Genomic DNA, 19,465 nt, shown 5'->3' with positions numbered 1-19,465 from the left:
ACGGCCTCGGGGAAAGGGAGTCCAGGACTTCACCGGAAGTTCAAGGGGGCCCGGCCCGTCGACCGGGCCCCTTGATTTCCCTCCCCGTCGGCGCTTCCCGAAATCCCCCCGGATCCCTCCCCTGAAGCACCGACGCACCATAAGACTTCCGTCACCCCCGAAGGGTTGCACGACTGCGGGCGGTAATTTTTCCGGAACCTCGACATGCCGACGAAGCGGGCCGAACGTAGCGTTTGCGGCATGAGCGACAATCCCTCTCCCGCCTCGGACCAACAGCCCTCCCAGCCCTCCCACCCCTCCCTCCATCAGGATGTCCTGGACGAGCTGGGGGACGACGGGCTCCAGCGGGTCGCCGGGCTGCTCGGAACGGATGCGGCCGGCGCGCGGGACATGGTCGGCACCACGATGTCCACGCTGTCGGGCGGGCTGCCGCCCGAGGACCACGAAGAGGTCCGCCAGGCGGTGACGGAAGCGGCCGCCGAGGCCCCGCCGCAGGAGGCTCCCTTGCAGGGCGTGGCCACGCTGGGCGGCGGTCTGGGCGGAATGCTGAGCGGCGGCCTGGCGGCGGGCGTGCTGGCCAAGGTGGCCCGCCCGGTGGCGAACGCGGTGGCCAAGAAGACGGGCCTGCCGCCGGCCACGGTGGCCAAGGCGCTGGAGGTGGTCCTTCCGGCCGCCCTCGCGGTCCTGACGAAGCGGGCGGCGTCGAAGTCGTCCGCGCCCGGGTCGGCGGAGGGCGTCGGTGAAGGCGGGGGTGGGGGCGGCGGCCTGGGTGGGCTGCTGTCCCGGATTCTGGGCGGCGGGGGCGGGAGGAAGTAGGGCGCCCGCCCGGGGCCGCCCGGCGCGGGAGGAAGTGGGGCGACCGTCCGGGGGCCGACCGCCCCCTCGGCTCCCGCCCCGCGTACGCGCCCGCAACTGCCGTACAGGGTAAGGGGGTTGGGCCCCCGCCCGGCCGCGCGGGTCGGGCGGTATCAGGACCTCGGACTCAGCTACCGCTACCGCGCAGGAACGCGTCCCCGTGTGCGGTGATGTGTGCCTGTACGGCGGTGAGGGCCTGCTGTGTGGCCTCCGGGGAGCCGCCGCCGTGCCGCTCCGCGTAGTACGCCGCGCCGAGCCGCTTGAGCAGATCGTTGCCGGCCCGTTGCTGCTGGACCTCGTCCACCTTCTGCTTGCCCTGGTTCAGCGCGCTCTGCGCCTGCTCCTTGGCCCGGTCCAGAAAACCTGACATGACCGCCTCCGATCGTGATCGTTCCCCGTCCTGGGATCACTTCCCCCAACCCGGTCGCACATGCTCCTCGGTACGCCCGATCGGCCCCGGGTGGCGGTAGGGGCGGGGTTTTCGGCGGCCGGGCGGGCGTGTGGGAAAGGGCACCCCGCACCCCGCTTCGCACGCCCGCGCGAATACGCTGGCCCGCATGCCCGCCCCCGCCCGCCCCAGGGCCCTCAGCCGTCACTCCGCCACCACCAGGGCCTGCGTCCTGGCGCTCGGCGTTCTGGCGGCGGTCACGTCGGTCACGGCCTGCTCCGGGTCGCCGTCGCCCGCGCCCGCGTCCGCCGCCGAGCGGTCCGCACCGGGGAGCCCCGAGGCGGCGCCCGCCGTCACGGCCGTTCCGACGCCGGACCTTCCGGCGGGCACGATCACGCTGGCGTTCGGCGGGGACGTCCACTTCACCGAGCGGACCGCGTCCCGGCTCGCCGCCACCCCGGCCGACCCGGCCCTCGGCCTGATAGCCAGGACCGTCGCGAGCGCCGACTTCGCGATGGTCAACCTGGAGACCGCGATCACCACGCGCGGCACGGCGGAGCCGAAGCTCTACCACTTCCGCACCCCGCCGTCCGCGCTCAGCGCGCTGCGGGACTCGGGCGTGGACGCGGTGTCGATGGCCAACAATCACGCCGTCGACTACGGCCCCGCCGGTCTGGCCGACACCCTCGACGCCGTCCACCACGCCCCCATCCCGGTGCTCGGCATCGGGGCGAACGAGGCCGAGGCGTACAAGCCGTACGTGAAGGAGATCCGCGGGGTGAAGCTCGCCGTCCTCGCGGCGAGCCAGGTCATGGACCTGACGAACGACAAGTTCCGGGCCGGCCCGAAGAAGCCGGGCATAGCCTCCGCGCTCGACCCGGCGAAGCTGGTCGCCGCGGTGAAGCGGGCGAAGGCGAAGGCGGACGTCGTCGTGGTGTATCTGCACTGGGGTACGGAGGGGCAGAGCTGTCCCGGGGCGGAACAGAAGTCCATCGCCGCGAAGTTGGCGGCGGCGGGGGCGACGGTGGTGGTCGGTACGCATGCGCATGTGATGCTGGGGTCGGGGATGTTGGGCTCGACGTACGTCAACTACGGTCTGGGGAACCTGCTGTGGTACGGGACGTCGCCGTATCCGCACTCCAACGACAGCGGGATCGCCACGTTGACGGTTGCGGGGGGTCGGGTGGTGAAGCAGGGGTTTGTGCCGGCGGAGGTTGATGGGCGGGGTGTGCCGATGCCCCGGGAGGGGGCCGGGGGGAGGGCCATCCTGGACCACCTCGCCGCCCTCCGCCCCTGCGCGGCCCTGGCCCCGGGCCCCCGCTAGGGGCTCCGCCGGGACCGGGGGGTTCTCCCACCCACCCGCCCGTGCATCAGGGTTGGCTGGCTCCGGCCCCCCTGGGGCTCCGCCCCAGACCCCGGGGCGTTTTCCCACCCACCCGCCCGTAGGCGCAGGGTTGGAGGGTTCCGGGACCCCTGGGGCTCCGCCCCAGACCCCGTTCGCGCCTTAAGGGCGCTCGTCCTCAATCGCCGGACAGGCTGAAGGTGCCCCAGCACCGAGCAGCTAAGGGGCGCGGGGAACTGCGCGACCAGCCACACACCGCCCGCAGACCGAAGGGCTTTTAGGGGCGCGGGGAACTGCGCGAGGAGCGAGCACGGTCCGCAGACCGAAGGGCCTTTAGGGGCGCGGGGAACCGCGCAAATAGCGACCACGGCCCGCAGGACCGAGAGGGGTTAGGGGCGCGGGGAACTGCGCGAGAAGCGAGCACGGTCCGCACATGACCAGAGGGCTCAGGGGCGCGGGGAACTGCGCAAAAGGCGACCACGGCCCGCAGGCCGAAGGGGGTTCAGGGGCGCGGGGAACTGCGCGAAGGGCGGCCGGTGCGGGGCGGGGTCGTGGAGGCTCGGACCATCAGTTCGCCGTGGACCGTCGCGAGACCCCCCGGCGGCGCACCCTCCAGCCCCAACGCAAGCCGCCCCGCCCGAACCCCCACCTCGTACAACGGCAACCGCACCGTCGTCAGCGCCGGCACCGCGTCCGCGCTGAAGGGGAGGTCCACGAAGCCCCCCACCGAGACGTCCTCGGGGACGGACAGGCCGCGGTCCCGCAGCGCCGCGCACGCGCCCAGCGCGACGGTGTCGTTCGCGGCGACCACCGCCGTCAACTCCGGGTCCCTGCGCAGGAGTTCAAGAACGCCGTCATACCCGGAGCGGCGGTCGTAGGAGCCGTGCACGACCAGGTCGTCGAGCGCGAGGCCCGCCGCCGTCCACGCGGCCCGGTGGCCCTCCAGGCGGTGCCGGGTCGTGGTGCGCTCGGTGGGGCCCCCGATGTAACCGATCCTGCGGTGGCCGAGGCCGATGAGGTGCTCGGTCAGGCGCCTGCCGCCGCCCCGGTTGTCGAAGGCGAGGGTCGCGGTGACGCTGTCGCCGGGCAGCGGGGGGCGGCCGCACAGCACGATCCTGGTCCCCGCGTCCGCGAGCCGCGCGAGCTTGGCGCCCACGGCGGCCTGGTGCTCGGGGTCCTCGAGGGCCCCGCCCGTCACGATGACGGCCGCCGCGCGCTGGCGCTGGAGCAGCGTCAGATAGGTGAGTTCGCGTTCCGGTGAGCCGCCGGTGTTGCAGATGACGGAGAGCTTCTCGCGCGCCCCCCGTTCCTCGCCGATCGCGGCCTGCGCGGCGCCGGCCATGATGCCGAAGAACGGGTCGGCGATGTCGTTGACGAGGATGCCGACCAGGTCGGAGGTGGCCGCGGCGAGGGAGCTGGCCGGGCCGTTCAGGACGTAGTCGAGTTCGTCGACCGCGCGCAGCACCCGTTCCCGCGTGGCCGCCGCCACCGGGTAGTTGCCGTTGAGCACCCGCGAGACGGTCGCCGGGGACACCTGGGCCCGGGCCGCCACATCCGCCAGGGTCGCTGTCATCTCTGCCTCCGCACCGGTCGGGCCATGACGAGCCCCCTGTCGCCATCGAGGTGGACGGCGGGCACGGGGCCGCGCCGTTCAAGCTTTCGGCCTCTTGTCCGAGGCGCTGTGCGCAGGCTAGCGTCCTGCCTCGTAGAAAGCGCTTGCTATCGGGTGCGGTCGGAGAGATTTCCATCATGTCCATGCCTGTGCCCGCGTTCACTCAGCCCGCTCAGCCCGCTCAGCACACCCCGCATACCCAGCACACCCCGCACACCCCGCACACCCCCGGAGGGATCGGATGACGGAACGCAGGATCGTGCGTATCGCCATGAACGGCGTCACCGGACGCATGGGTTACCGCCAGCACCTCGTACGCTCCCTCCTCGCCCTGCGTGAGCAGGGCGGCCTCGATCTGGGCGACGGGACCACGCTGTGGCCCGAGCCGGTCCTGGTCGGGCGCCGTGAGCACGTACTGAAGGCGATGGCGGATCAGCACGGCCTCACCGAGTGGTCGACCGAACTCGACGCGGTCCTCGCCGATCCGAGCATCGACATCTATTTCGACGCCCAGGTCACCTCGGCCCGCGAGGAGGCGATCGGGAAGGCCATAGCGGCCGGAAAGCACATCTACACCGAGAAGCCCACCGCGACCGGACTGGCCGGCGCGCTCGGTCTCGCCCGGCTCGCCCGTGAGGCCGGCGTCAAGCACGGGGTCGTCCAGGACAAGCTGTTCCTGCCGGGTCTGCTGAAGCTGAGGCGTCTGATCGACGGCGGCTTCTTCGGCCGGATCCTGTCCGTGCGGGGCGAGTTCGGCTACTGGGTCTTCGAGGGCGACTGGCAGTCCGCCCAACGCCCGTCGTGGAACTACCGCCGCGAGGACGGCGGCGGCATCGTCGTGGACATGTTCCCGCACTGGGAGTACGTGCTGCACGAACTGTTCGGCCGGGTCACCTCGGTGACCGCGCACACCGCGACGCACATCCCGCGCCGCTGGGACGAGCACGGCGAGCCGTACGCGGCGACCGCCGACGACGCGGCGTACGGGATCTTCCAGCTGGAGGGCGGCGCGGTCGCGCAGATCAACTCCTCCTGGGCGGTACGCGTCAACCGCGACGAGCTCGTCGAGTTCCAGGTCGACGGGACCGAGGGCTCGGCGGTCGCGGGCCTGCGCAACTGCCGTGTGCAGCACCGCGGTTCGACGCCGAAGCCGGTGTGGAACCCGGACCTTCCGGCGACGGAGGAGTTCCGTTCGCAGTGGCAGGAGGTGCCGGACAACGACGTGTTCGACAACGGGTTCAAGGCACAGTGGGAGCTGTTCCTGCGCCATGTCGTGCTCGACGAGCCCTACCACTGGGACCTGCTCGCCGGAGCGCGCGGCGTCCAGCTCGCCGAGCTGGGACTGCGTTCCTGCGCCGAGGGTCGCCGCCTGGACGTGCCGGAGATCGCGCTGTGAGCCCGCTGCTGCCGCGCCCCGACGGCACGACCGTGCGGTACGAGCCGCGCGCGAGCCCGCTCGCCCTCGCCCCGGGCCCCGCCCTTCGCTCCCGTACGGTCTTCGCGGCCGCGCATGTCGTCGCCGACCCGTACGCGGACGTCTCGCCCGATTCGCCCGCCGCCGTCGACTGGGACGCCACGCTCGCCTTCCGCCGCCATCTGTGGGCGCACGGCCTCGGCGTCGCGGAGGCGATGGACACCGCGCAGCGCGGCATGGGCCTGGACTGGCCCGCCGCCGCGGAGCTGATCGGCCGAAGTGCCGCCGAGGCCAAGGCGGTTGGCGGCCGGATCGCGTGCGGAGTGGGTACGGATCAGCTCGCCTCGGGCGATGTGGCCCAGGTGACGGCGGCGTACGAGGAGCAGCTCGGCCTCGTCGAGGGCGCGGGGGCGCAGCCGATCCTGATGGCCTCGCGGGCGCTCGCGGCGTCGGCCCGCTCCCCCGAGGACTACCTCACCGTCTACACGGACCTGCTCCGCCAGGCGTCCGGGCCGGTGATCCTGCACTGGCTGGGCCCGATGTTCGACCCGGCGCTGGACGGCTACTGGGGCTCGACCGACCTGGACGCGGCGACCAAGACCTTCCTGGAGGTCATCGCCGCCCACCCCGACAAGGTCGACGGCATCAAGGTCTCCCTCCTCGACGCCCAGCGGGAAGTGGAGCTGAGGCGGCGCCTCCCGGACGGCGTCCGGTGCTACACGGGCGACGACTTCCACTATCCCGAACTGATCGCGGGCGACGAACAGGGCTTCAGCCACGCCCTGTTGGGCATCTTCGACCCGCTCGGCCCGCTCGCGGCGCGGGCCGTCCGAGCCCTGGACCAGGGCGACACCGACACCTTCCGCTCGCTCCTGGACCCGACGGTCGAACTGTCCCGGCACCTCTTCCAGGCCCCCACGCGCTTCTACAAGACGGGTGTGGTGTTCCTGGCATGGCTGGCCGGGCACCAGTCTCACTTCACCATGGTCGGCGGTTTGCAGTCCGCGCGGTCGCTGCCGCATCTGGCGCGGGCGTACGAACTGGCCGACGGGCTCGGCCTGTTCCCGGACCCGGCCCTCGCGGCGGACCGCATGACCTCCCTCCTGACCGTGCAAGGAGTCCCCCAGTGACCACCCCTTCCCCCGCCGCCTCCGTCCGCTTCAGCATCAACCAGATGACGGTGAAGCAGCTTTCCCTGCCGGGCCTCGTGGAGGCGTGTGTACGGCTCGGGGTACGGGGGGTCGGGCTGTGGCGCGAGCCGGTGGCGCGGTACGGGCTCGACGCGTCGGCAAAGCTGGTGCGGGACGCGGGACTTGAGGTGACCTCCCTCTGCCGCGGCGGCTTCCTCACGGCGGCCGACGCGGCCGGGCGGGCGGCGGCCATCGCCGACAACCGGGACGCGATCGACGAGGCGGCGGCGCTGGGCACCGACACGCTGGTGCTCGTCTCGGGCGGCCTTCCGCCCGGCTCCAGGGATCTGGCGGGCGCGCGGGAGCGGATCGCCGACGCGCTGGCCTCCCTCGCCCCGTACGCCGCGTCACGCGGGGTGCGCCTCGCCATCGAGCCCCTGCATCCGATGTTCGCCTCGGACCGCTGTGTGGTGTCCACGCTGGACCAGGCGCTGGCGATCGCGGAACGCTTCCCCGCGTCCCAGGTGGGGGTGGCCGTCGACACGTACCACGTGTGGTGGGACGACCGGGCGCCCGCGGCGGTGGCCCGCGCGGGTGCGGGCGGGCGCATCCACGCCTTCCAACTGGCGGACTGGGTCACGCCGTTGCCGGCCGGGGTGCTGAACGGGCGGGGCCAGTTGGGGGACGGGGTGGTCGATCTGGGGTGGTGGCGCTCACTGGTGGATTCGGCGGGTTACGCCGGCCCGATCGAGGTGGAGCTGTTCAACGACGCGTTGTGGGCGGGGGACGGGGTGGCGCTCCTGGAGGAGACGGTCCGGCGGTTCGGCGAGGTGCTCGCTTAGCCCGGGCGGCCGTGTGTCACGGCGTCGCCGCGGTCGCCGCCGGAGTGTCACCGGAGTGTCGCCGGACGCGCACGTAGAGTGCCCTCCCGTCAGAACCGGCCGTGCCACACCGCACAGGACACAGGAGTCGATCGACATGCCCGAGTACGCGGAAGGCGCCCCCTGCTGGGTGGACGCCATGTTCACCGACGTGGAAGCCGCCAAGACCTTCTACGCGCAGGTCCTGGGCTGGACCTTCGGCGAGGCGGCCAGTGAGTTCGGCAGCTACACGCAGGCCTACTCCGACGGCAAGGCGGTCGCGGCCGTCGTCCCGCCGATGCCGGGCACCGACGCCCCCTCGCAGTGGTGCCTGTACTTCGCCTCGCCCGACGCCGCGGCCACCGGCGAGAAGATCAAGGCGGCGGGCGGCGAGCTGCTCATGGAGCCGATGCGGGTCGGTACGTTCGGCACGATGCTGATCGCGAAGGAGCCGAGCGGCGCGGTGTTCGGCGTCTGGCAGCCGGACGAGCACAAGGGCTTCGAGAAGGCCGGGGAGCCGGGGTCGTTCGCCTGGGCGGAGGTGTTCACGCGGGACGCGGCGAAGGTGGACGGGTTCCTGCCGCGGGTCTTCCCGTTCCAGGTCCAGACGATGGACATGAGCGGTGGGGGTGCGGGCGACGGTGGGGGTGCGGGCGACGGCGGGGGTGCGGGCATGGACTACAAGGTCTTCAGTCTCGGCGCGGGGCAGCCGGCGCTGGGCCGGATGGTCATGGGCTCCGAGTTCCCGGCGGAGATCCCGCCGTACATCCAGGTCTTCTTCGGGGTCCCGGACTGCGACGAGGCGGTGGCCGCGGCGCGGGAGCTGGGGGGCCGGGTTCATTTCGGGCCTGTGGACAGCCCGTTCGGGCGGATGGCGGCGGTGACGGATTCTCAGGGGGCGGCGTTTGCGGTCATTGACATGGCCAAGCGGGTAGGAGCCGTCCCGAAAATGACCCCTGCGTAGCCCCCTTTTTCCCTGGGGCTCCGCCCCAGCCCCCGGCCCGTTTTCCCACCCACCCGCCCGTGCGGCGGGGTTGGTCGGTTCCGGCCCCCCTGGGGCTCCGCCCCAGACCCCGGGACGTTTTCCCACCCACCCGCCCGTGACGGGGGTTGGAGGGTTCCGGGACCTCTGGGGCTCCGCCCCAGACCCCGTTCGCGCCTGAACGGCGCTCGTCCTCAAACGCCGGACAGGCTGAAATGCCCGATGCTGGCCAGCACCGAGTAGTTAAGGGGCGCGAGGAACTGCGCGAAAAGCGACCACGGTCCGCACACGACCGATGGTTTTGGGGGCGCGAGGAACTGCGCGAGAAGCGACCACGACCCGCAGGATCGAGAGGGGTCAGGGGCGCGGGGAACTGCGCAAGAAGCGCCCACGGCCCGCGGTGGACAGGGGGTTTTAGGGGCGCGGGGAACTGCGCGAGAAGCGCCCACGGCCCGCAGGATCGAGAGGGCTCAGGGGCGCGGGGAACTGCGCGACCAGCCACCCACGGCCCGCACAGGACAGCAGACCCGCACAGGACAGCCGCACAGAAAGGACCCACCCAAAAATGAGGCTCGCCCTCTCCACCCTCGGCCTGCCGGGCATACCGCTCGCCGAGGTCGCCCGTCTCGTCGCGCGGGCCGGGTTTCACGGGGTGGAGCTCCGTGTCCACCCCGAGGCCCACGTTCATCCCGGACTCGACACCGCCCAACGCGCCGCCGTCGTCGCCGAGTTCGAGGCGTCCGGCATCGAGATCCTCTCCCTCGCCGGCTACGCCCGCGTGGCCGACCCTGACGATGACACCGAGCTGCCGCAACTGCTGACCCTGGCAAGGGACTTGGGGGCCGACTACCTCCGCGTCTTCCCCGGCGGGACGGGCTCTCGCGCCGACGACGACACCGCCGTCCACCGCCTCACCTCCGCCGCCCACCTCGCCCGCGAGAGCAACATCCGCATTCTGCTCGAAACCCACGACTCCCACCGCACCGGCGAAGCCACCGCCCGCGTGCTGAACCGGGTCGGAGACCCGGATGGCGTCGGTGCGCTCTGGGACGTCATGCACACCTGGCTCGGTGGTGAGAGCCCCACCGAGTCCTATGGGCACCTCGCGCCCCACCTCGGCTACACCCAGGTGAAGGACATCGCGTCCGCCGAGGACACCACCCCGCTCGCCCTCGGCGCCGGCGTACTCCCCCTCGCCGAGTGCCTCGCCCTGCTGCCGCCGGACGGCTGGGTGTGCTGGGAGTACGAGAAGCGCTGGTATCCGGAGGCCGCCCCGCTGCCCGGACTGCTGGGCGCGGGGCAGCGGTACCTGACCTCGATGGCCCCGGGCGCCCCGGCCGCCCCCCGCGAGGGGTGACGGCGGCCCCCTACGGCGACCCCCGACCCCTCACGGCCCCCTACTCCGTGTGCAGCACCGACGCGATCGTCATCCGCGCCGCCGAGCGGGCCGGTATCAGCGCGCCGAGGACGGCGATCAGCACCCCCGCCAGGACCATCGCCGCCAGTTGCGGCGCGTGCCACACGTCCTTCATGCGTTCGGGGAAGTCGATCACTCCGACGTGGTCCACGACCAGGCGGTGCGCGGCGATGCCGAGCGGGATGCCGAGCAGTGCGCCGACCGCGCCGAGTCCGGCGACCGAGGTCACCGTCATCAGCACCACCTGCCGGGGCGTCATCCCGATCGACTTGAGCATGCCGAGGTCCCGGCGCCGTTCGCGGATGTTCAGGAGGACGGTGTTGAAGACGCCGAGCGAGGCGACGAGGGTCAGCAGCGCCGTGAAGACCGTGGCGAAGGCGATGACGGTGTCCGTGCCGGCGTTGTCGAAGTCCAGTACCGAGGCGTGCAGGGCCGGGTCGAGTGCCGTGACCGCCTCGGTGTAGGCGCGGGTGTCGGCGCCGGGGGCGAGCCGCACCGTGTACTCGGTGGCGTGGCCGCCGGGGACCAGCTCGGTATAGGTGGCCCAACTTCCTTGCACCGCACGGGCGTTGCCCTCGACCAGTCGTCCGACGACGGTCGCGGTGGTCTTTCTGCCGTTCAGTTCCAGCGTGATCCGGTCGCCCAGCTTCAGTCCGCGCTGGGTCAGGAACGTCGGTCCTGCCACGACCTCGCCCGCCCCGGTCGGGGCGCGGCCCTCGACGATGGCGTCGTCGTACGCGGCGTCGTCGCCCCGGTAGAAGTCGGCGAAGATGGCCTGGGGCTGTCCGGTCATGGTCGCCTGGGACAGCGCGCGGGCCCGTACCCCTTGTGCGCCGGGGAGGGACCGCAGGCGTTCCTCGATCCCCGGGTCGGTGAGCCGGGGCGGTGTCTTGTCCGGGCCCGATCCTCCGGTCGTCACATGGACGCGGGCGCCTCCGTCCTCCCGTCCGACGTTGCCGAAGGCCACCAGGGTGCTGGTCAGTCCGGTCGCCAGGGTCACCGTGGTGACGCCGAGGACGATGGCCGCGAGGGTGAGCAGGGTGCGGGCCGGGCGGGCGAAGGGCTGGCCGAGGCCGAGGCTGACCGGGCGCGGCAGCCGGGTTGAGCCGAGGATGCGCTGGACGCGCAGGCCGCGCCCCTTGCGTGGCGCGCCGCCCGCGCTGATGGCCTGGGCGGCCGACAGCCGTTGGGCGCGCAGGGCGGGGACGAGGGCGGCCAGTACGACGAGCGCGGGCATGCCGAGCAGGCAGGCCACGGACGCCCAGGGGCCGGCGCCGCCGATCGAGGCGCGGCCCACGTCGATGCCGGTGAAGGCGACCTTCAGGATCGGCTCGGCGAGCGCGTTGCCCGCCACGGTGCCCAGCAGACAGCCCACCACCGCCGGCACGGAGAGCATCGTCAGATAGACGGCGACGACCTGTCGCGGGGTGAAGCCCACGGCCTTGAGCACCCCGATGTGGCGGTAGCCGGAGACGACCGCGCCGCTGACCACGTTGCCGACGATCAGGGCGGAGACCAGCAGACCGAGGATGCCGAAGAGCGTCATGAACGGCAGGTAGGAGTCGGCGAGGGCGGAGAACGCCTGCTTGAGGGCGAGATAGGTTCCCGCGCCGGTCAGCGCGTCCTTCGGCAGGCCCGCGGTGGCCCGTGCCAGCGAGGCGGTCAGGGCGGCCTCGGTCGAGGAGTCCGTGAAGCGGTAGAGCATCTGGGCCGAGGTCGGGTGCAGGGCGGTCATCTGCTCGGGCGAGACCCAGGCGCTCGCCGACTTGCTCATGCTGGCGGCGAATCCGACGACGGTGAGCGTCTGCCCGCCGGGGACGGCCAGCTTGGTGCCGAGGAGTTCGGTGCCGGGAGAGCCCTGGACACCCCAGTTGACGACGATCTCGCCGGACGCGGTTGCCCAGTGCCCCTCAAGGAGCGCGATGCGGTCCACCGGGCCCGCCGGGTCGGCCCGGCCCACCACGGTGAGGGTGCCGCCCGCCATCCACAGCCAGTCCTTGGGGATGTCGACGACGGCCTGTCCGAACGGTCCGGCCGCGGCCTCCACGCCGGGCCGGTGGGCGGTCCCCGCGAGTTGTTCCCCGCTGACCTTCGTGGTGTCGAAGCTCGCCACGGTGTGGGCGCCGCGCTGCTCGGCGTACGCCGTGTCGAAGGGGCTCGAAGCGGCGCTCAGCAGCGTCAGGGCGAGCAGGACGGTCGTGGTGGAGCAGAGCACGACGAGTCCGATGACGAAGGTCTGGAGCCGGCGGCGCTTGACCGCGGCGCGCGAGGCTCTCCATACGGCGCTCACGCGGTCGCCTCCAGGGCGCTCTCGCGGGCGACGCGGCCGTCGGCGACTTCGACCAGCCGGCTTGCGCAGCGGGTGGCCAAGTGCGGGTCGTGGGTGACGATCAGGAGGGTCTGGCCGATCTGGTTGAGGTCGATCAACAGGTCCATGACCTGTTCGCCGGAGCGACTGTCGAGGGCGCCGGTCGGCTCGTCGGCCAGCAGGAGTGCGGGCCGGTTCATCAACGCCCGTGCCACGGCGACGCGTTGGCGCTCGCCGCCGCTGAGGGTGGCCGGATAGTTGTTGCGGCGCTCGGCTACACCGAGTTCGTCCAGGAGCTCCAGGGCGCGGCGTCGTGCCTGCCGGGCGGGGGTGCCGGTCAACTGGGCGGCGAGCGCCACGTTGTCGAGGACGGGCAGGTCGTCGATGAGGTTGAAGAACTGGAAGATCATGCCGACGTTGCGCCGCCGGAACAGCGCCAGGCCGGTCTCGTTCAGCCTGCCCAGGTCGTGGCCCCGCACCTCGACCGTGCCCGAGGTCGGCCGGTCGAGGCCGGCCACCATGTTGAGCAGGGTGGACTTGCCGCAGCCCGAGGGGCCCATCACGGCGACCGCCTCCCCGGCCCGTATCTCCAGCGAGAGTCCGTCGAGGGCCTTCGCGTCGCCGAACTCCTTGTGTACGCCGTCGAGGCGCACCACCGTCTGCCGGCCATCGCCGTGCTCAGTTGTCATGCCCTGAACCTAGGTCGCGGCCGGTGACAGGGCGTCACCCCCCGGATGTATCCGTCCCGGGAGGTCATCCTGTGGATGTACGCGGCCGGGTCCCGGGGGGGGCCGATGTGCGGGGCTCGGGGCGGCTGCGAGGATGACCACGTGGCGGAATCCTGGACGACATGGCTGGTCATCGCGTTGGTGGGGGCGGTTGGCGCCGCCGCGTGGCTGGGCGTGGTGGCGCTGCGGGCCCGGCGGCGGCACCGCGTGGCGATCGAGGAGCGCGGCTGGCTGCTTGAGCGGGAGCGCGAGAGCGCGACGCGCACCGCGGTGGACGCCGAGCGGGCCAGGATCGCCGCGGAACTCCACGACATCGTCAGCCACAACGTGAGCGTCATGGTGGTCCAGGCCGGTGCCGCCCGCGAGGTGCTCGCCACGATGCCCGAGGAGGCGGCGGCCGCGATGACCGCCGTCGAGACCGCCGGGCGCACCACGATGACCGAACTGCGCCATCTGCTCGGCCTGCTCGCCCCCGCGCAGAACGGCGATGACGAGCCCTACGACGTGGATCTGTCGCCGCAGCCGAGTGTGAGCCGGCTCGGCCCGCTCGTCGACAAGATCGCCTTCGCGGGGCTGCCCGTCGAGATGCGGATCTCGGGAGAGCCGCGCCCGCTGCCGACGGGGATCGACGTCACCGCCTACCGGATCATCCAGGAGGGCCTGACCAATGCCCTCAAGCACGGCAACGGAACGAAAGCCGAGGTGACGGTGGGCTACACGAACCACTATCTGCGCGTGGAGGTCCTGACCACCGGGCCGAGCGTGCTGTCCGGCGGCGCTCCCGCGTCGAAGGAGCCGCGCAGCGCGGACGGGGCGGGACGCGGGCTGCTCGGTCTGCGCGAGCGCGTCGCGGTGTTTGGCGGCGATCTGGACGCCCGCCGTCGCCTCGGCGGCGGCTACCGGCTGCGTGCCCGGCTCCCGCTGGACCGCCCGTGACCGCGCCCGCCGACCGCGCCCCGCGCGTGGTGATCGCCGACGACCAGGAACTGGTCCGCACCGGCTTCCGGCTGATCCTGACCGCGCGCGGCATCGACGTGGTGGGCGAGGCCGCCGAAGGGGCGGAGGCCGTGGCCAAGGTGTGCGAACTGCGCCCGGACGTGGCCCTGTTGGACATCAGGATGCCCGTCATGGACGGCCTGGAGGCCGCCCGCCGCATTCTCGCCCAGGTCCCCACCTGCCGGGTGATCATGCTGACCACCTTCGACCTCGACCGGTATGTGTACGCCGCCCTCGCCGCCGGGGCCAGCGGCTTCCTGCTCAAGGACGTCACCCCCGCCCATCTGGCCGCCTCGGTACGCCTGGTCGACACCGGAGACGCCCTGCTCGCCCCCTCGATCACCCGCCGCCTGGTGGAGCGCTTCGCCGCCGACGGCCCGGCGACGGGTCCTCGCCCCGCGTCCCCGGCCGTCCACCGCGACCTGGCCGCGCTGACACCCCGCGAACACGAGGTGCTCACGCTCATGGGCCGGGGCCTCTCCAACACCGAACTGGCCCGGGAACTGACGCTCAGTGAGGCCACGGTGAAGACCCATGTGGCCCGTATCTTCGCCAAGTTGGGCCTGCGCGACCGGGCCCAGGCGGTCGTCCTCGCCTATGAGACAGGGCTCGTGTCACCCGGAGAGTCCGGCGGCTAGCGGACGCGTCCCCGCCTCGGGCATCGGGGCCGGCGTCGCCGGACGGGACAGCGAGGTCACCGCCACCCCGCCCACGAGCAGCGCCGCCGCGCACCACCGCAGCGGCGTCACCGACTCGCCGAGCAGCAGCGCCGCCGAGGACATGCCGAACACCGGCACCAGCAGGCTGAACGGCGCCACCGACGACGCCGGGTAGCGGCGCAGCAGCATCCCCCACGCCCCGAAGCCGAACACCGTACTGATCCACGCCACGTACACCAGCGCCCCCGCCCCGCCCCAGTCGAACCCGGCCAGCGCCTCGGCGTCCCGCGCCGGGCCCTCGAACAGCAGGGACAACGCCAGCAGCGGCAGTACGGGGACGACGGAGACCCACACCATGAAGTTCAGCGCGTCGGGCGGCGCCGCCCTGCGGGTCAGGACGTTCGACACGCCCCAGCACGCCGCCGCGCCCACCGTCAGCGAGAAGCCGAGCAACGGCCCGCCCGACCCCTCGTCGATCCCCGCCACCACGATCCCCGCCAGCGCCACGCCCATCCCCAACAGCCTCACGCCGCCCAGCCGTTCACCCAGTACGGTCGTCGCCACGACCACCGTGAACACGGCCTGCACCTGAAGGACGAGCGAGGAAAGACCGGCCGGCATCCCCTGGCTCATCCCGATGAACAGCAGCCCGAACTTCGCCACCCCCAGCACGAGCCCCACCGCCACGATCCACTTCCAGGCGACCTTGGGCCGCCCCACGAAGAACACGGCGGGCAGCGCCGCGACCAGGAAGCGCAGGGCGGAGAACAGCAGCGGCGGGAAGTGGCCGAGCCCCACGTCGATGACGACGAAGTTGACTCCCCAGACGGCGGTGACCAGCACGGCGAGCGAGATATGTACGGGACGCATGCGTCGAGGATCACTGCCCCGGACCGTTCAGCACCAGCGCGGATTCCTTGATGATGGGATGAAGCACCGCTTAATCCGCATGATCCGCCGGCCCACGTGAGCTGCCCTGTTCACGTCCCCCTGGAGTGAGGTCCCGTGCTCGATCTGGCCCGGCTGCGCGCGCTGCACGCGGTCCACGTCCACGGCTCGGTCGCCGCCGCTGCCGCCACGCTCGGCTACACCCCGTCCGCGATCTCCCAGCAGATCTCCAAGCTCGAACGCGAGACCCGTACGACCCTCCTGGAACGCCGGGGCCGGGGCATCGCGCTCACCGAGGACGCGCTCCATCTCGTCGCCGCCGCAGGGGAGTTGCTGGCCATCGTCGAGCGTACGGAGACCACGCTCGAAGAGCGGCGCGGGCTGCCCACCGGCGATCTGACCATCGGCGCCTTCGCGACGGCCGCGCGCGGACTCCTCCCCGCCACGCTCGCCGCCCTCGCCCGCCAACACCCCACCCTGCGCGCGCGGTTGTCCGAAGTCGATCCGCACCTCTCCGTCGACCTCGTCGCCAAGGGTGTCCTCGACCTCGCCGTCGCCCACGACTGGGACATCGCACCGCTGCCCGCGCCCGACGGTGTCGAGCACGCCCACATCGGCGACGACCTCTGCGACGTACTGGTCCCGGGCGACCACGCCCTCGCCACCCGCGCGGTCATCCACCGGGCCGACCTCGCCCACGAACCCTGGATCTGCCAGCCGCCCGGCTCGGTCTGCCACGACTGGCTCGTCCGCACCCTGCGCGCCGACGGCCACGAGCCGGAACTGCGCCACCAGGCCGCCGAGTACCACACCCAACTCGCCCTGGTGCGCGCGGGTTTGGGCATAGCGCTGATACCGCGACTGGGCCGGGGACCGCTCCCCGACGGCGTCGTGGCCCTACGCCTCGACCCGGTCCCGACCCGTCACGTCTACGCCCTGTGGCGTACCGGCGCGGCCCGCCGCCCCGCGATCACGGCAACGGTCCACGCCCTCCGCGAGGCCTGGGCGACCCTCAGCGACCCAGCGCCCCGCCCTTGACCGCCCCCACGAACGCGCCCCAGGCCTCCGGGCCGAACACGACGGCCGGGCCGGTCGGGTTCTTGCTGTCCCGCACGGGTACGCACGTGGCGCAGGAGCCGCTGAACTCCAAGCAGTCGCCGCTGGTTCCGCCGCTGTAGGTGGACTTCCGCCAGACCTCGGTGACTTCGAGGCAGTCCCCACTTTCGCCACCGCTGTAACTGGACTTCCTCCAACCGGTCAGCACGGAGGCGTCGGGCACGTTCTGCTCACTGCGATTCATGCTCGTAATCCTCCGCCACGGACCTGATCAGCGCCAGGGACTTACGATGCGACATCGCGTCACCTAGCGCGTGATCGTAGGCCACCTGGCATTCCCTCACTACGGACGGAAGTTCCCACACTCTGCCTGTTCGCAGGCCCTCGACATACGCGATGGGCGGGAGGTCCTCGAACCACATGAGGGACACGATCCCCTCCAGCAGGGCGTGGAAGCCCGTGTCGAAGGGGAGCACATGCACCCGGATACGACGGCTCTCACCCAACGCGGCGATGTGCCGCAACTGTTCGCACATCACGGCTGGCCCACCTATCGGGCGGCGGAGTACCGCCTCGTCCAGCAGGGACCACACCACGGGCGAGTGAAACTCTTCCAGCACACGAGCACGTTCGAGTCGAGTCCTGATCATCATGTCCCGCTCTTCGTCGCTCTTCGGGAAGGCGCCGGAGCTCAGCACCTCGCGCGCGTACGCCTCCGTCTGAAGAATTCCGGGAACCAACTTGGCGGCGTAACCACGAATCACCGTCGCCTGGCCCTCGAACTCAAGCGCCTCCTCGAAGTGTTCTGCCACCTTGCGGCCGTCCAGCGCGGGCAGGAACCGCTCAAAGAAGCCCCCCGTCCCCAGCACCACGTCCAGCCGCCGCGCGTCCGCGATGTCCGGTCGGCGGCGGCCCGCCTCGATGTGGGCGATGTGCGTGCGCGACATGACCGCACGTTGACTGAGCTCCTCCTGGGTGAGTCCGGCCGCCTCGCGCCGGGCCCTGAGTTCCTCGCCGTACTTGATCCGGGATACCGGGTTGTCCTCGATCGCCACGCCATCAACTCCCTTTTGTGCGGCCTCCGTTGTCACTGTCCGTGCACTGTTCAGCGTACGGAACGTCACGCCACGCTGTGAGCGAAACGACACACACAGTGAGAGGCCGTCGCATGGAAGCCCACGACGTGGGGACGTACGTCGCCCACACCGGTACCGACGTGTACGGGCCCGGCAAGGTGATCGGTACGGACGGTGACTGGCGGCGGGTGCGGTTCGTGTACTTCGTCGCGACCGTCGCCGTGGGTGATCTGCGGGCCGCCTCCGCGCGGGAGGAAGAGGAGGTGTGCGCATGGCTGATGGAGAAGGCCGCCCGTCATGGGGGCAACTGGTAGCCGGGCCCGCGCTGGCGTTGCGGGTGTCGCGGGACGGCGGGGCGACGTGGGAGCCGTACGTCATGCCGCGCCCAGGGTGGTGGGAAAGAAGTTCGGCCGGGCTGTCACATCTCCGTACGCCGCCGTGTCAGGGCGGTGAAAGCCAACGAGAAGCAGGCACATCGCCCCGGCACACAGGAGTCGCAGCCATGCAGGCACGTATGAAGAGCCCCGCACACGTCATCCCCAGCGCCATGCCGGCCATCCTGGGCATCCTCGCGGCGGCCAAGGAGGGCGGGGTTCCCGGGTCCACCCTGGAGCTGGTGCACCTGCGGGCCAGCCAGATCAACGGCTGTGCCCCGTGTGTGTACGGAGGCATCACCAGCGCCCGCAAGAACGGTGTGGACGAGGACAAGCTGGCCACCGTCGCGGCCTGGCGGGAGGCGCCGTTCTTCAGCGACGCCGAGCGCGCGGCCCTCGCACTCGCCGAGGCCTCCACCCGGCTCGCCGACCGCCCGGACGCGGTGTCCGACGAGGTGTGGGACGAGGCGGCCCGCCACTACGACGAGAAGGGCCTGGCCTCGCTCGTCCTCATGATCGGCGTGACCAACCTCTTCAACCGGCTCAACGCCACCACCCGGCAGGTCGCCGGGGGGACCTGGTAACCGCCGAGCCGCGCGGACCACGGACCACGGACCACGGACTACGGACTACGGACTACGAACATCGGGCAACCCATGAAGCTGACCATTTTCGCGGCGAGCGGCGGTATCGGCCGGCTCGCCGTTCACCAGGCGGTCGCCGCGGGCCACGAGGTGACCGCGGCGGTTCGCGACCCGGCCAAGGTGGCCTCGGACAAGGTCCGTACGGTCGCCGTCGATCTGTCCCGGCCGGACCAGGACGCGCTGCGCGAGGCGCTGGCCGGGGCCGATGCGGTGCTGTCCGGGCTGGGGGCCGCCACCAAGGCGGACTTCGGCGTCGCCGAGCGCGGCACCCGGGCGATCTGTGAGGCGATGCGCGCCACGGGGGTGCGCCGCATCGTCGTGATCAGTGCCGCGCCGATCGGCACCGTACCGTCGCCGGGGCGGCCCAACCCGCCCCGGCACGACCCGGGCGACGCGTTCATGCAGCGCAGCGTCGCGTATCCGATCGTGAAGGCGATCCTGAAGAAGCGGTACGCGGATCTCGCGCGGATGGAGGACGTGCTGCGCGCCAGCACGCTCGACTGGACCGCGCTGCGTCCGCCGCGCCTCAACGACAAGGCGCTGACCGGGCGTTACCGCACCGAGGTGGGGCGCAACGTGCGGGGCGGCGGGATCATCTCGCGGGCCGATGTCGCGCACTGCATGCTGGAGGTTCTGGACGACCCGTCGACGTTCCGTCAGACGGTCGGCCTGTCCGACTGAGGCCTCTTCTTTCGTAAGGCCACGCCGCCGCTTTTCGGCAACTCCGGTTCTTTGC

At 72.0% G+C, this 19,465-nt stretch carries 20 protein-coding genes; 13 read left to right on the top strand and 7 right to left on the bottom strand.

Features of this window, described 5'->3' with window-relative positions:
* Positions 1-240 precede the first annotated feature (240 nt).
* Complete coding sequence (locus N4G70_RS01450; protein WP_261710509.1) at positions 241-816, top strand: DUF937 domain-containing protein; 576 nt, start codon at positions 241-243, stop codon at positions 814-816.
* A gap of 166 nt (positions 817-982) precedes the next feature.
* Here N4G70_RS01450 and N4G70_RS01445 read toward each other — a convergent pair whose 3' ends face one another.
* The gene (locus tag N4G70_RS01445; RefSeq protein WP_261710508.1) at positions 983-1,225 is read right to left on the bottom strand and encodes a hypothetical protein; all 243 of its coding nucleotides are present in this window, start codon (positions 1,223-1,225) and stop codon (positions 983-985) included.
* Positions 1,226-1,412: 187 nt separating this feature from the next.
* Here N4G70_RS01445 and N4G70_RS01440 point away from each other — a divergent pair, with 187 nt between their 5' ends.
* Positions 1,413-2,567 carry a CapA family protein gene (locus tag N4G70_RS01440; RefSeq protein WP_261710507.1) on the top strand — a complete coding sequence of 385 codons (1,155 nt, stop codon included), beginning with the start codon at positions 1,413-1,415 and terminating at the stop codon, positions 2,565-2,567.
* A 520-nt stretch (positions 2,568-3,087) separates the two neighbouring features.
* Here the strand turns inward: N4G70_RS01440 and N4G70_RS01435 are convergent.
* Positions 3,088-4,158, bottom strand: coding sequence for a LacI family DNA-binding transcriptional regulator (locus N4G70_RS01435; RefSeq protein ID WP_261710505.1), 1,071 nt, complete (start codon positions 4,156-4,158; stop codon positions 3,088-3,090).
* A 280-nt stretch (positions 4,159-4,438) separates the two neighbouring features.
* On the opposite strand from N4G70_RS01435, the gene N4G70_RS01430 reads away from it, so the two are divergent.
* The 5 genes from N4G70_RS01430 to N4G70_RS01410 all read left to right on the top strand — a co-directional run bounded on the left by N4G70_RS01430 (position 4,439) and on the right by N4G70_RS01410 (position 9,940).
* Entirely contained in the window at positions 4,439-5,593 is a 1,155-nt protein-coding gene (locus N4G70_RS01430; protein ID WP_261710504.1) for a Gfo/Idh/MocA family protein, read from the top strand.
* The gene (locus N4G70_RS01425) at positions 5,590-6,741 is read left to right on the top strand and encodes a dihydrodipicolinate synthase family protein (RefSeq protein WP_261710503.1); all 1,152 of its coding nucleotides are present in this window, start codon (positions 5,590-5,592) and stop codon (positions 6,739-6,741) included. Before N4G70_RS01430 ends, N4G70_RS01425 begins: the two co-directional genes overlap by 4 nt.
* A 44-nt stretch (positions 6,742-6,785) precedes the next feature.
* Positions 6,786-7,583 carry a sugar phosphate isomerase/epimerase gene (locus N4G70_RS01420; RefSeq protein WP_261711328.1) on the top strand — a complete coding sequence of 266 codons (798 nt, stop codon included), beginning with the start codon at positions 6,786-6,788 and terminating at the stop codon, positions 7,581-7,583.
* 136 nt (positions 7,584-7,719) lie between these two features.
* Entirely contained in the window at positions 7,720-8,565 is an 846-nt protein-coding gene (locus tag N4G70_RS01415) for a VOC family protein (RefSeq protein WP_261710502.1), read from the top strand.
* A gap of 583 nt (positions 8,566-9,148) precedes the next feature.
* Positions 9,149-9,940 carry a sugar phosphate isomerase/epimerase gene (locus N4G70_RS01410; protein ID WP_261710501.1) on the top strand — a complete coding sequence of 264 codons (792 nt, stop codon included), beginning with the start codon at positions 9,149-9,151 and terminating at the stop codon, positions 9,938-9,940.
* Positions 9,941-9,980: 40 nt separating this feature from the next.
* On the opposite strand, the gene N4G70_RS01405 is transcribed toward N4G70_RS01410, so the two are convergent.
* Complete coding sequence (locus N4G70_RS01405) at positions 9,981-12,290, bottom strand: FtsX-like permease family protein (protein WP_261710500.1); 2,310 nt, start codon at positions 12,288-12,290, stop codon at positions 9,981-9,983.
* Positions 12,287-12,997 (bottom strand): ABC transporter ATP-binding protein, encoded by a 711-nt coding sequence (locus N4G70_RS01400; RefSeq protein WP_261710499.1) that lies wholly within the window; start codon positions 12,995-12,997, stop codon positions 12,287-12,289. Before N4G70_RS01400 ends, N4G70_RS01405 begins: the two co-directional genes overlap by 4 nt.
* A gap of 141 nt (positions 12,998-13,138) precedes the next feature.
* Between N4G70_RS01400 and N4G70_RS01395 the strand changes: the two genes are divergently transcribed.
* Both N4G70_RS01395 and N4G70_RS01390 read left to right on the top strand, forming a co-directional pair.
* Positions 13,139-13,972 carry a sensor histidine kinase gene (locus N4G70_RS01395; RefSeq protein WP_261710498.1) on the top strand — a complete coding sequence of 278 codons (834 nt, stop codon included), beginning with the start codon at positions 13,139-13,141 and terminating at the stop codon, positions 13,970-13,972.
* Complete coding sequence (locus N4G70_RS01390) at positions 13,969-14,670, top strand: response regulator transcription factor (protein WP_261710497.1); 702 nt, start codon at positions 13,969-13,971, stop codon at positions 14,668-14,670. Before N4G70_RS01395 ends, N4G70_RS01390 begins: the two co-directional genes overlap by 4 nt.
* Here the strand turns inward: N4G70_RS01390 and N4G70_RS01385 are convergent.
* Positions 14,647-15,561 carry an EamA family transporter gene (locus N4G70_RS01385; RefSeq protein WP_261710496.1) on the bottom strand — a complete coding sequence of 305 codons (915 nt, stop codon included), beginning with the start codon at positions 15,559-15,561 and terminating at the stop codon, positions 14,647-14,649. The genes N4G70_RS01390 and N4G70_RS01385 overlap by 24 nt on opposite strands.
* 135 nt (positions 15,562-15,696) lie before the next feature.
* Here N4G70_RS01385 and N4G70_RS01380 point away from each other — a divergent pair, with 135 nt between their 5' ends.
* On the top strand, positions 15,697-16,617 hold the full coding sequence (locus N4G70_RS01380) for a LysR family transcriptional regulator (protein ID WP_261710495.1): 921 nt from the start codon (positions 15,697-15,699) through the stop codon (positions 16,615-16,617).
* Here N4G70_RS01380 and N4G70_RS01375 read toward each other — a convergent pair.
* Both N4G70_RS01375 and N4G70_RS01370 read right to left on the bottom strand, forming a co-directional pair.
* Complete coding sequence (locus tag N4G70_RS01375; protein WP_261710494.1) at positions 16,592-16,879, bottom strand: DUF397 domain-containing protein; 288 nt, start codon at positions 16,877-16,879, stop codon at positions 16,592-16,594. The genes N4G70_RS01380 and N4G70_RS01375 overlap by 26 nt on opposite strands.
* On the bottom strand, positions 16,866-17,690 hold the full coding sequence (locus N4G70_RS01370; RefSeq protein WP_261710493.1) for a helix-turn-helix transcriptional regulator: 825 nt from the start codon (positions 17,688-17,690) through the stop codon (positions 16,866-16,868). The genes N4G70_RS01375 and N4G70_RS01370 overlap by 14 nt, the downstream gene beginning before the upstream one ends.
* A gap of 113 nt (positions 17,691-17,803) precedes the next feature.
* Between N4G70_RS01370 and N4G70_RS01365 the strand changes: the two genes are divergently transcribed.
* The 3 genes from N4G70_RS01365 to N4G70_RS01355 all read left to right on the top strand — a co-directional run bounded on the left by N4G70_RS01365 (position 17,804) and on the right by N4G70_RS01355 (position 19,410).
* Positions 17,804-18,025: a hypothetical protein gene (locus N4G70_RS01365; RefSeq protein WP_261710492.1), complete on the top strand. Its 222-nt coding sequence runs from the start codon at positions 17,804-17,806 to the stop codon at positions 18,023-18,025.
* 188 nt (positions 18,026-18,213) lie between these two features.
* A complete protein-coding gene (locus N4G70_RS01360; RefSeq protein WP_261710491.1) occupies positions 18,214-18,669 on the top strand; it encodes a carboxymuconolactone decarboxylase family protein in 456 nt (151 codons plus the stop codon).
* A 72-nt stretch (positions 18,670-18,741) separates the two neighbouring features.
* A complete protein-coding gene (locus N4G70_RS01355) occupies positions 18,742-19,410 on the top strand; it encodes an NAD(P)-dependent oxidoreductase (RefSeq protein ID WP_261710490.1) in 669 nt (222 codons plus the stop codon).
* Positions 19,411-19,465: the final 55 nt, after the last annotated feature.

This window comes from Streptomyces sp. ASQP_92 (assembly GCF_025399895.1).
In the GTDB taxonomy this organism is placed as follows: Bacteria; Actinomycetota; Actinomycetes; order Streptomycetales; family Streptomycetaceae; genus Streptomyces.
This window is presented reverse-complemented; position numbering and strand designations above follow the sequence as displayed.

Coding starts and splice junctions, on each gene's coding strand:
- N4G70_RS01410 (WP_261710501.1), top strand. CDS start 9,149: ATGAGGCTCGCCCTCTCCACCCTCGGCCTGCCGGGCATACCGCTCGCC.
- N4G70_RS01400 (WP_261710499.1), bottom strand. CDS start 12,997: ATGACAACTGAGCACGGCGATGGCCGGCAGACGGTGGTGCGCCTCGAC.
- N4G70_RS01415 (WP_261710502.1), top strand. CDS start 7,720: ATGCCCGAGTACGCGGAAGGCGCCCCCTGCTGGGTGGACGCCATGTTC.
- N4G70_RS01385 (WP_261710496.1), bottom strand. CDS start 15,561: ATGCGTCCCGTACATATCTCGCTCGCCGTGCTGGTCACCGCCGTCTGG.
- N4G70_RS01440 (WP_261710507.1), top strand. CDS start 1,413: ATGCCCGCCCCCGCCCGCCCCAGGGCCCTCAGCCGTCACTCCGCCACC.
- N4G70_RS01435 (WP_261710505.1), bottom strand. CDS start 4,158: ATGACAGCGACCCTGGCGGATGTGGCGGCCCGGGCCCAGGTGTCCCCG.
- N4G70_RS01430 (WP_261710504.1), top strand. CDS start 4,439: ATGACGGAACGCAGGATCGTGCGTATCGCCATGAACGGCGTCACCGGA.
- N4G70_RS01360 (WP_261710491.1), top strand. CDS start 18,214: ATGCAGGCACGTATGAAGAGCCCCGCACACGTCATCCCCAGCGCCATG.
- N4G70_RS01355 (WP_261710490.1), top strand. CDS start 18,742: ATGAAGCTGACCATTTTCGCGGCGAGCGGCGGTATCGGCCGGCTCGCC.
- N4G70_RS01365 (WP_261710492.1), top strand. CDS start 17,804: ATGGAAGCCCACGACGTGGGGACGTACGTCGCCCACACCGGTACCGAC.
- N4G70_RS01420 (WP_261711328.1), top strand. CDS start 6,786: ATGACGGTGAAGCAGCTTTCCCTGCCGGGCCTCGTGGAGGCGTGTGTA.
- N4G70_RS01375 (WP_261710494.1), bottom strand. CDS start 16,879: ATGAATCGCAGTGAGCAGAACGTGCCCGACGCCTCCGTGCTGACCGGT.
- N4G70_RS01450 (WP_261710509.1), top strand. CDS start 241: ATGAGCGACAATCCCTCTCCCGCCTCGGACCAACAGCCCTCCCAGCCC.
- N4G70_RS01445 (WP_261710508.1), bottom strand. CDS start 1,225: ATGTCAGGTTTTCTGGACCGGGCCAAGGAGCAGGCGCAGAGCGCGCTG.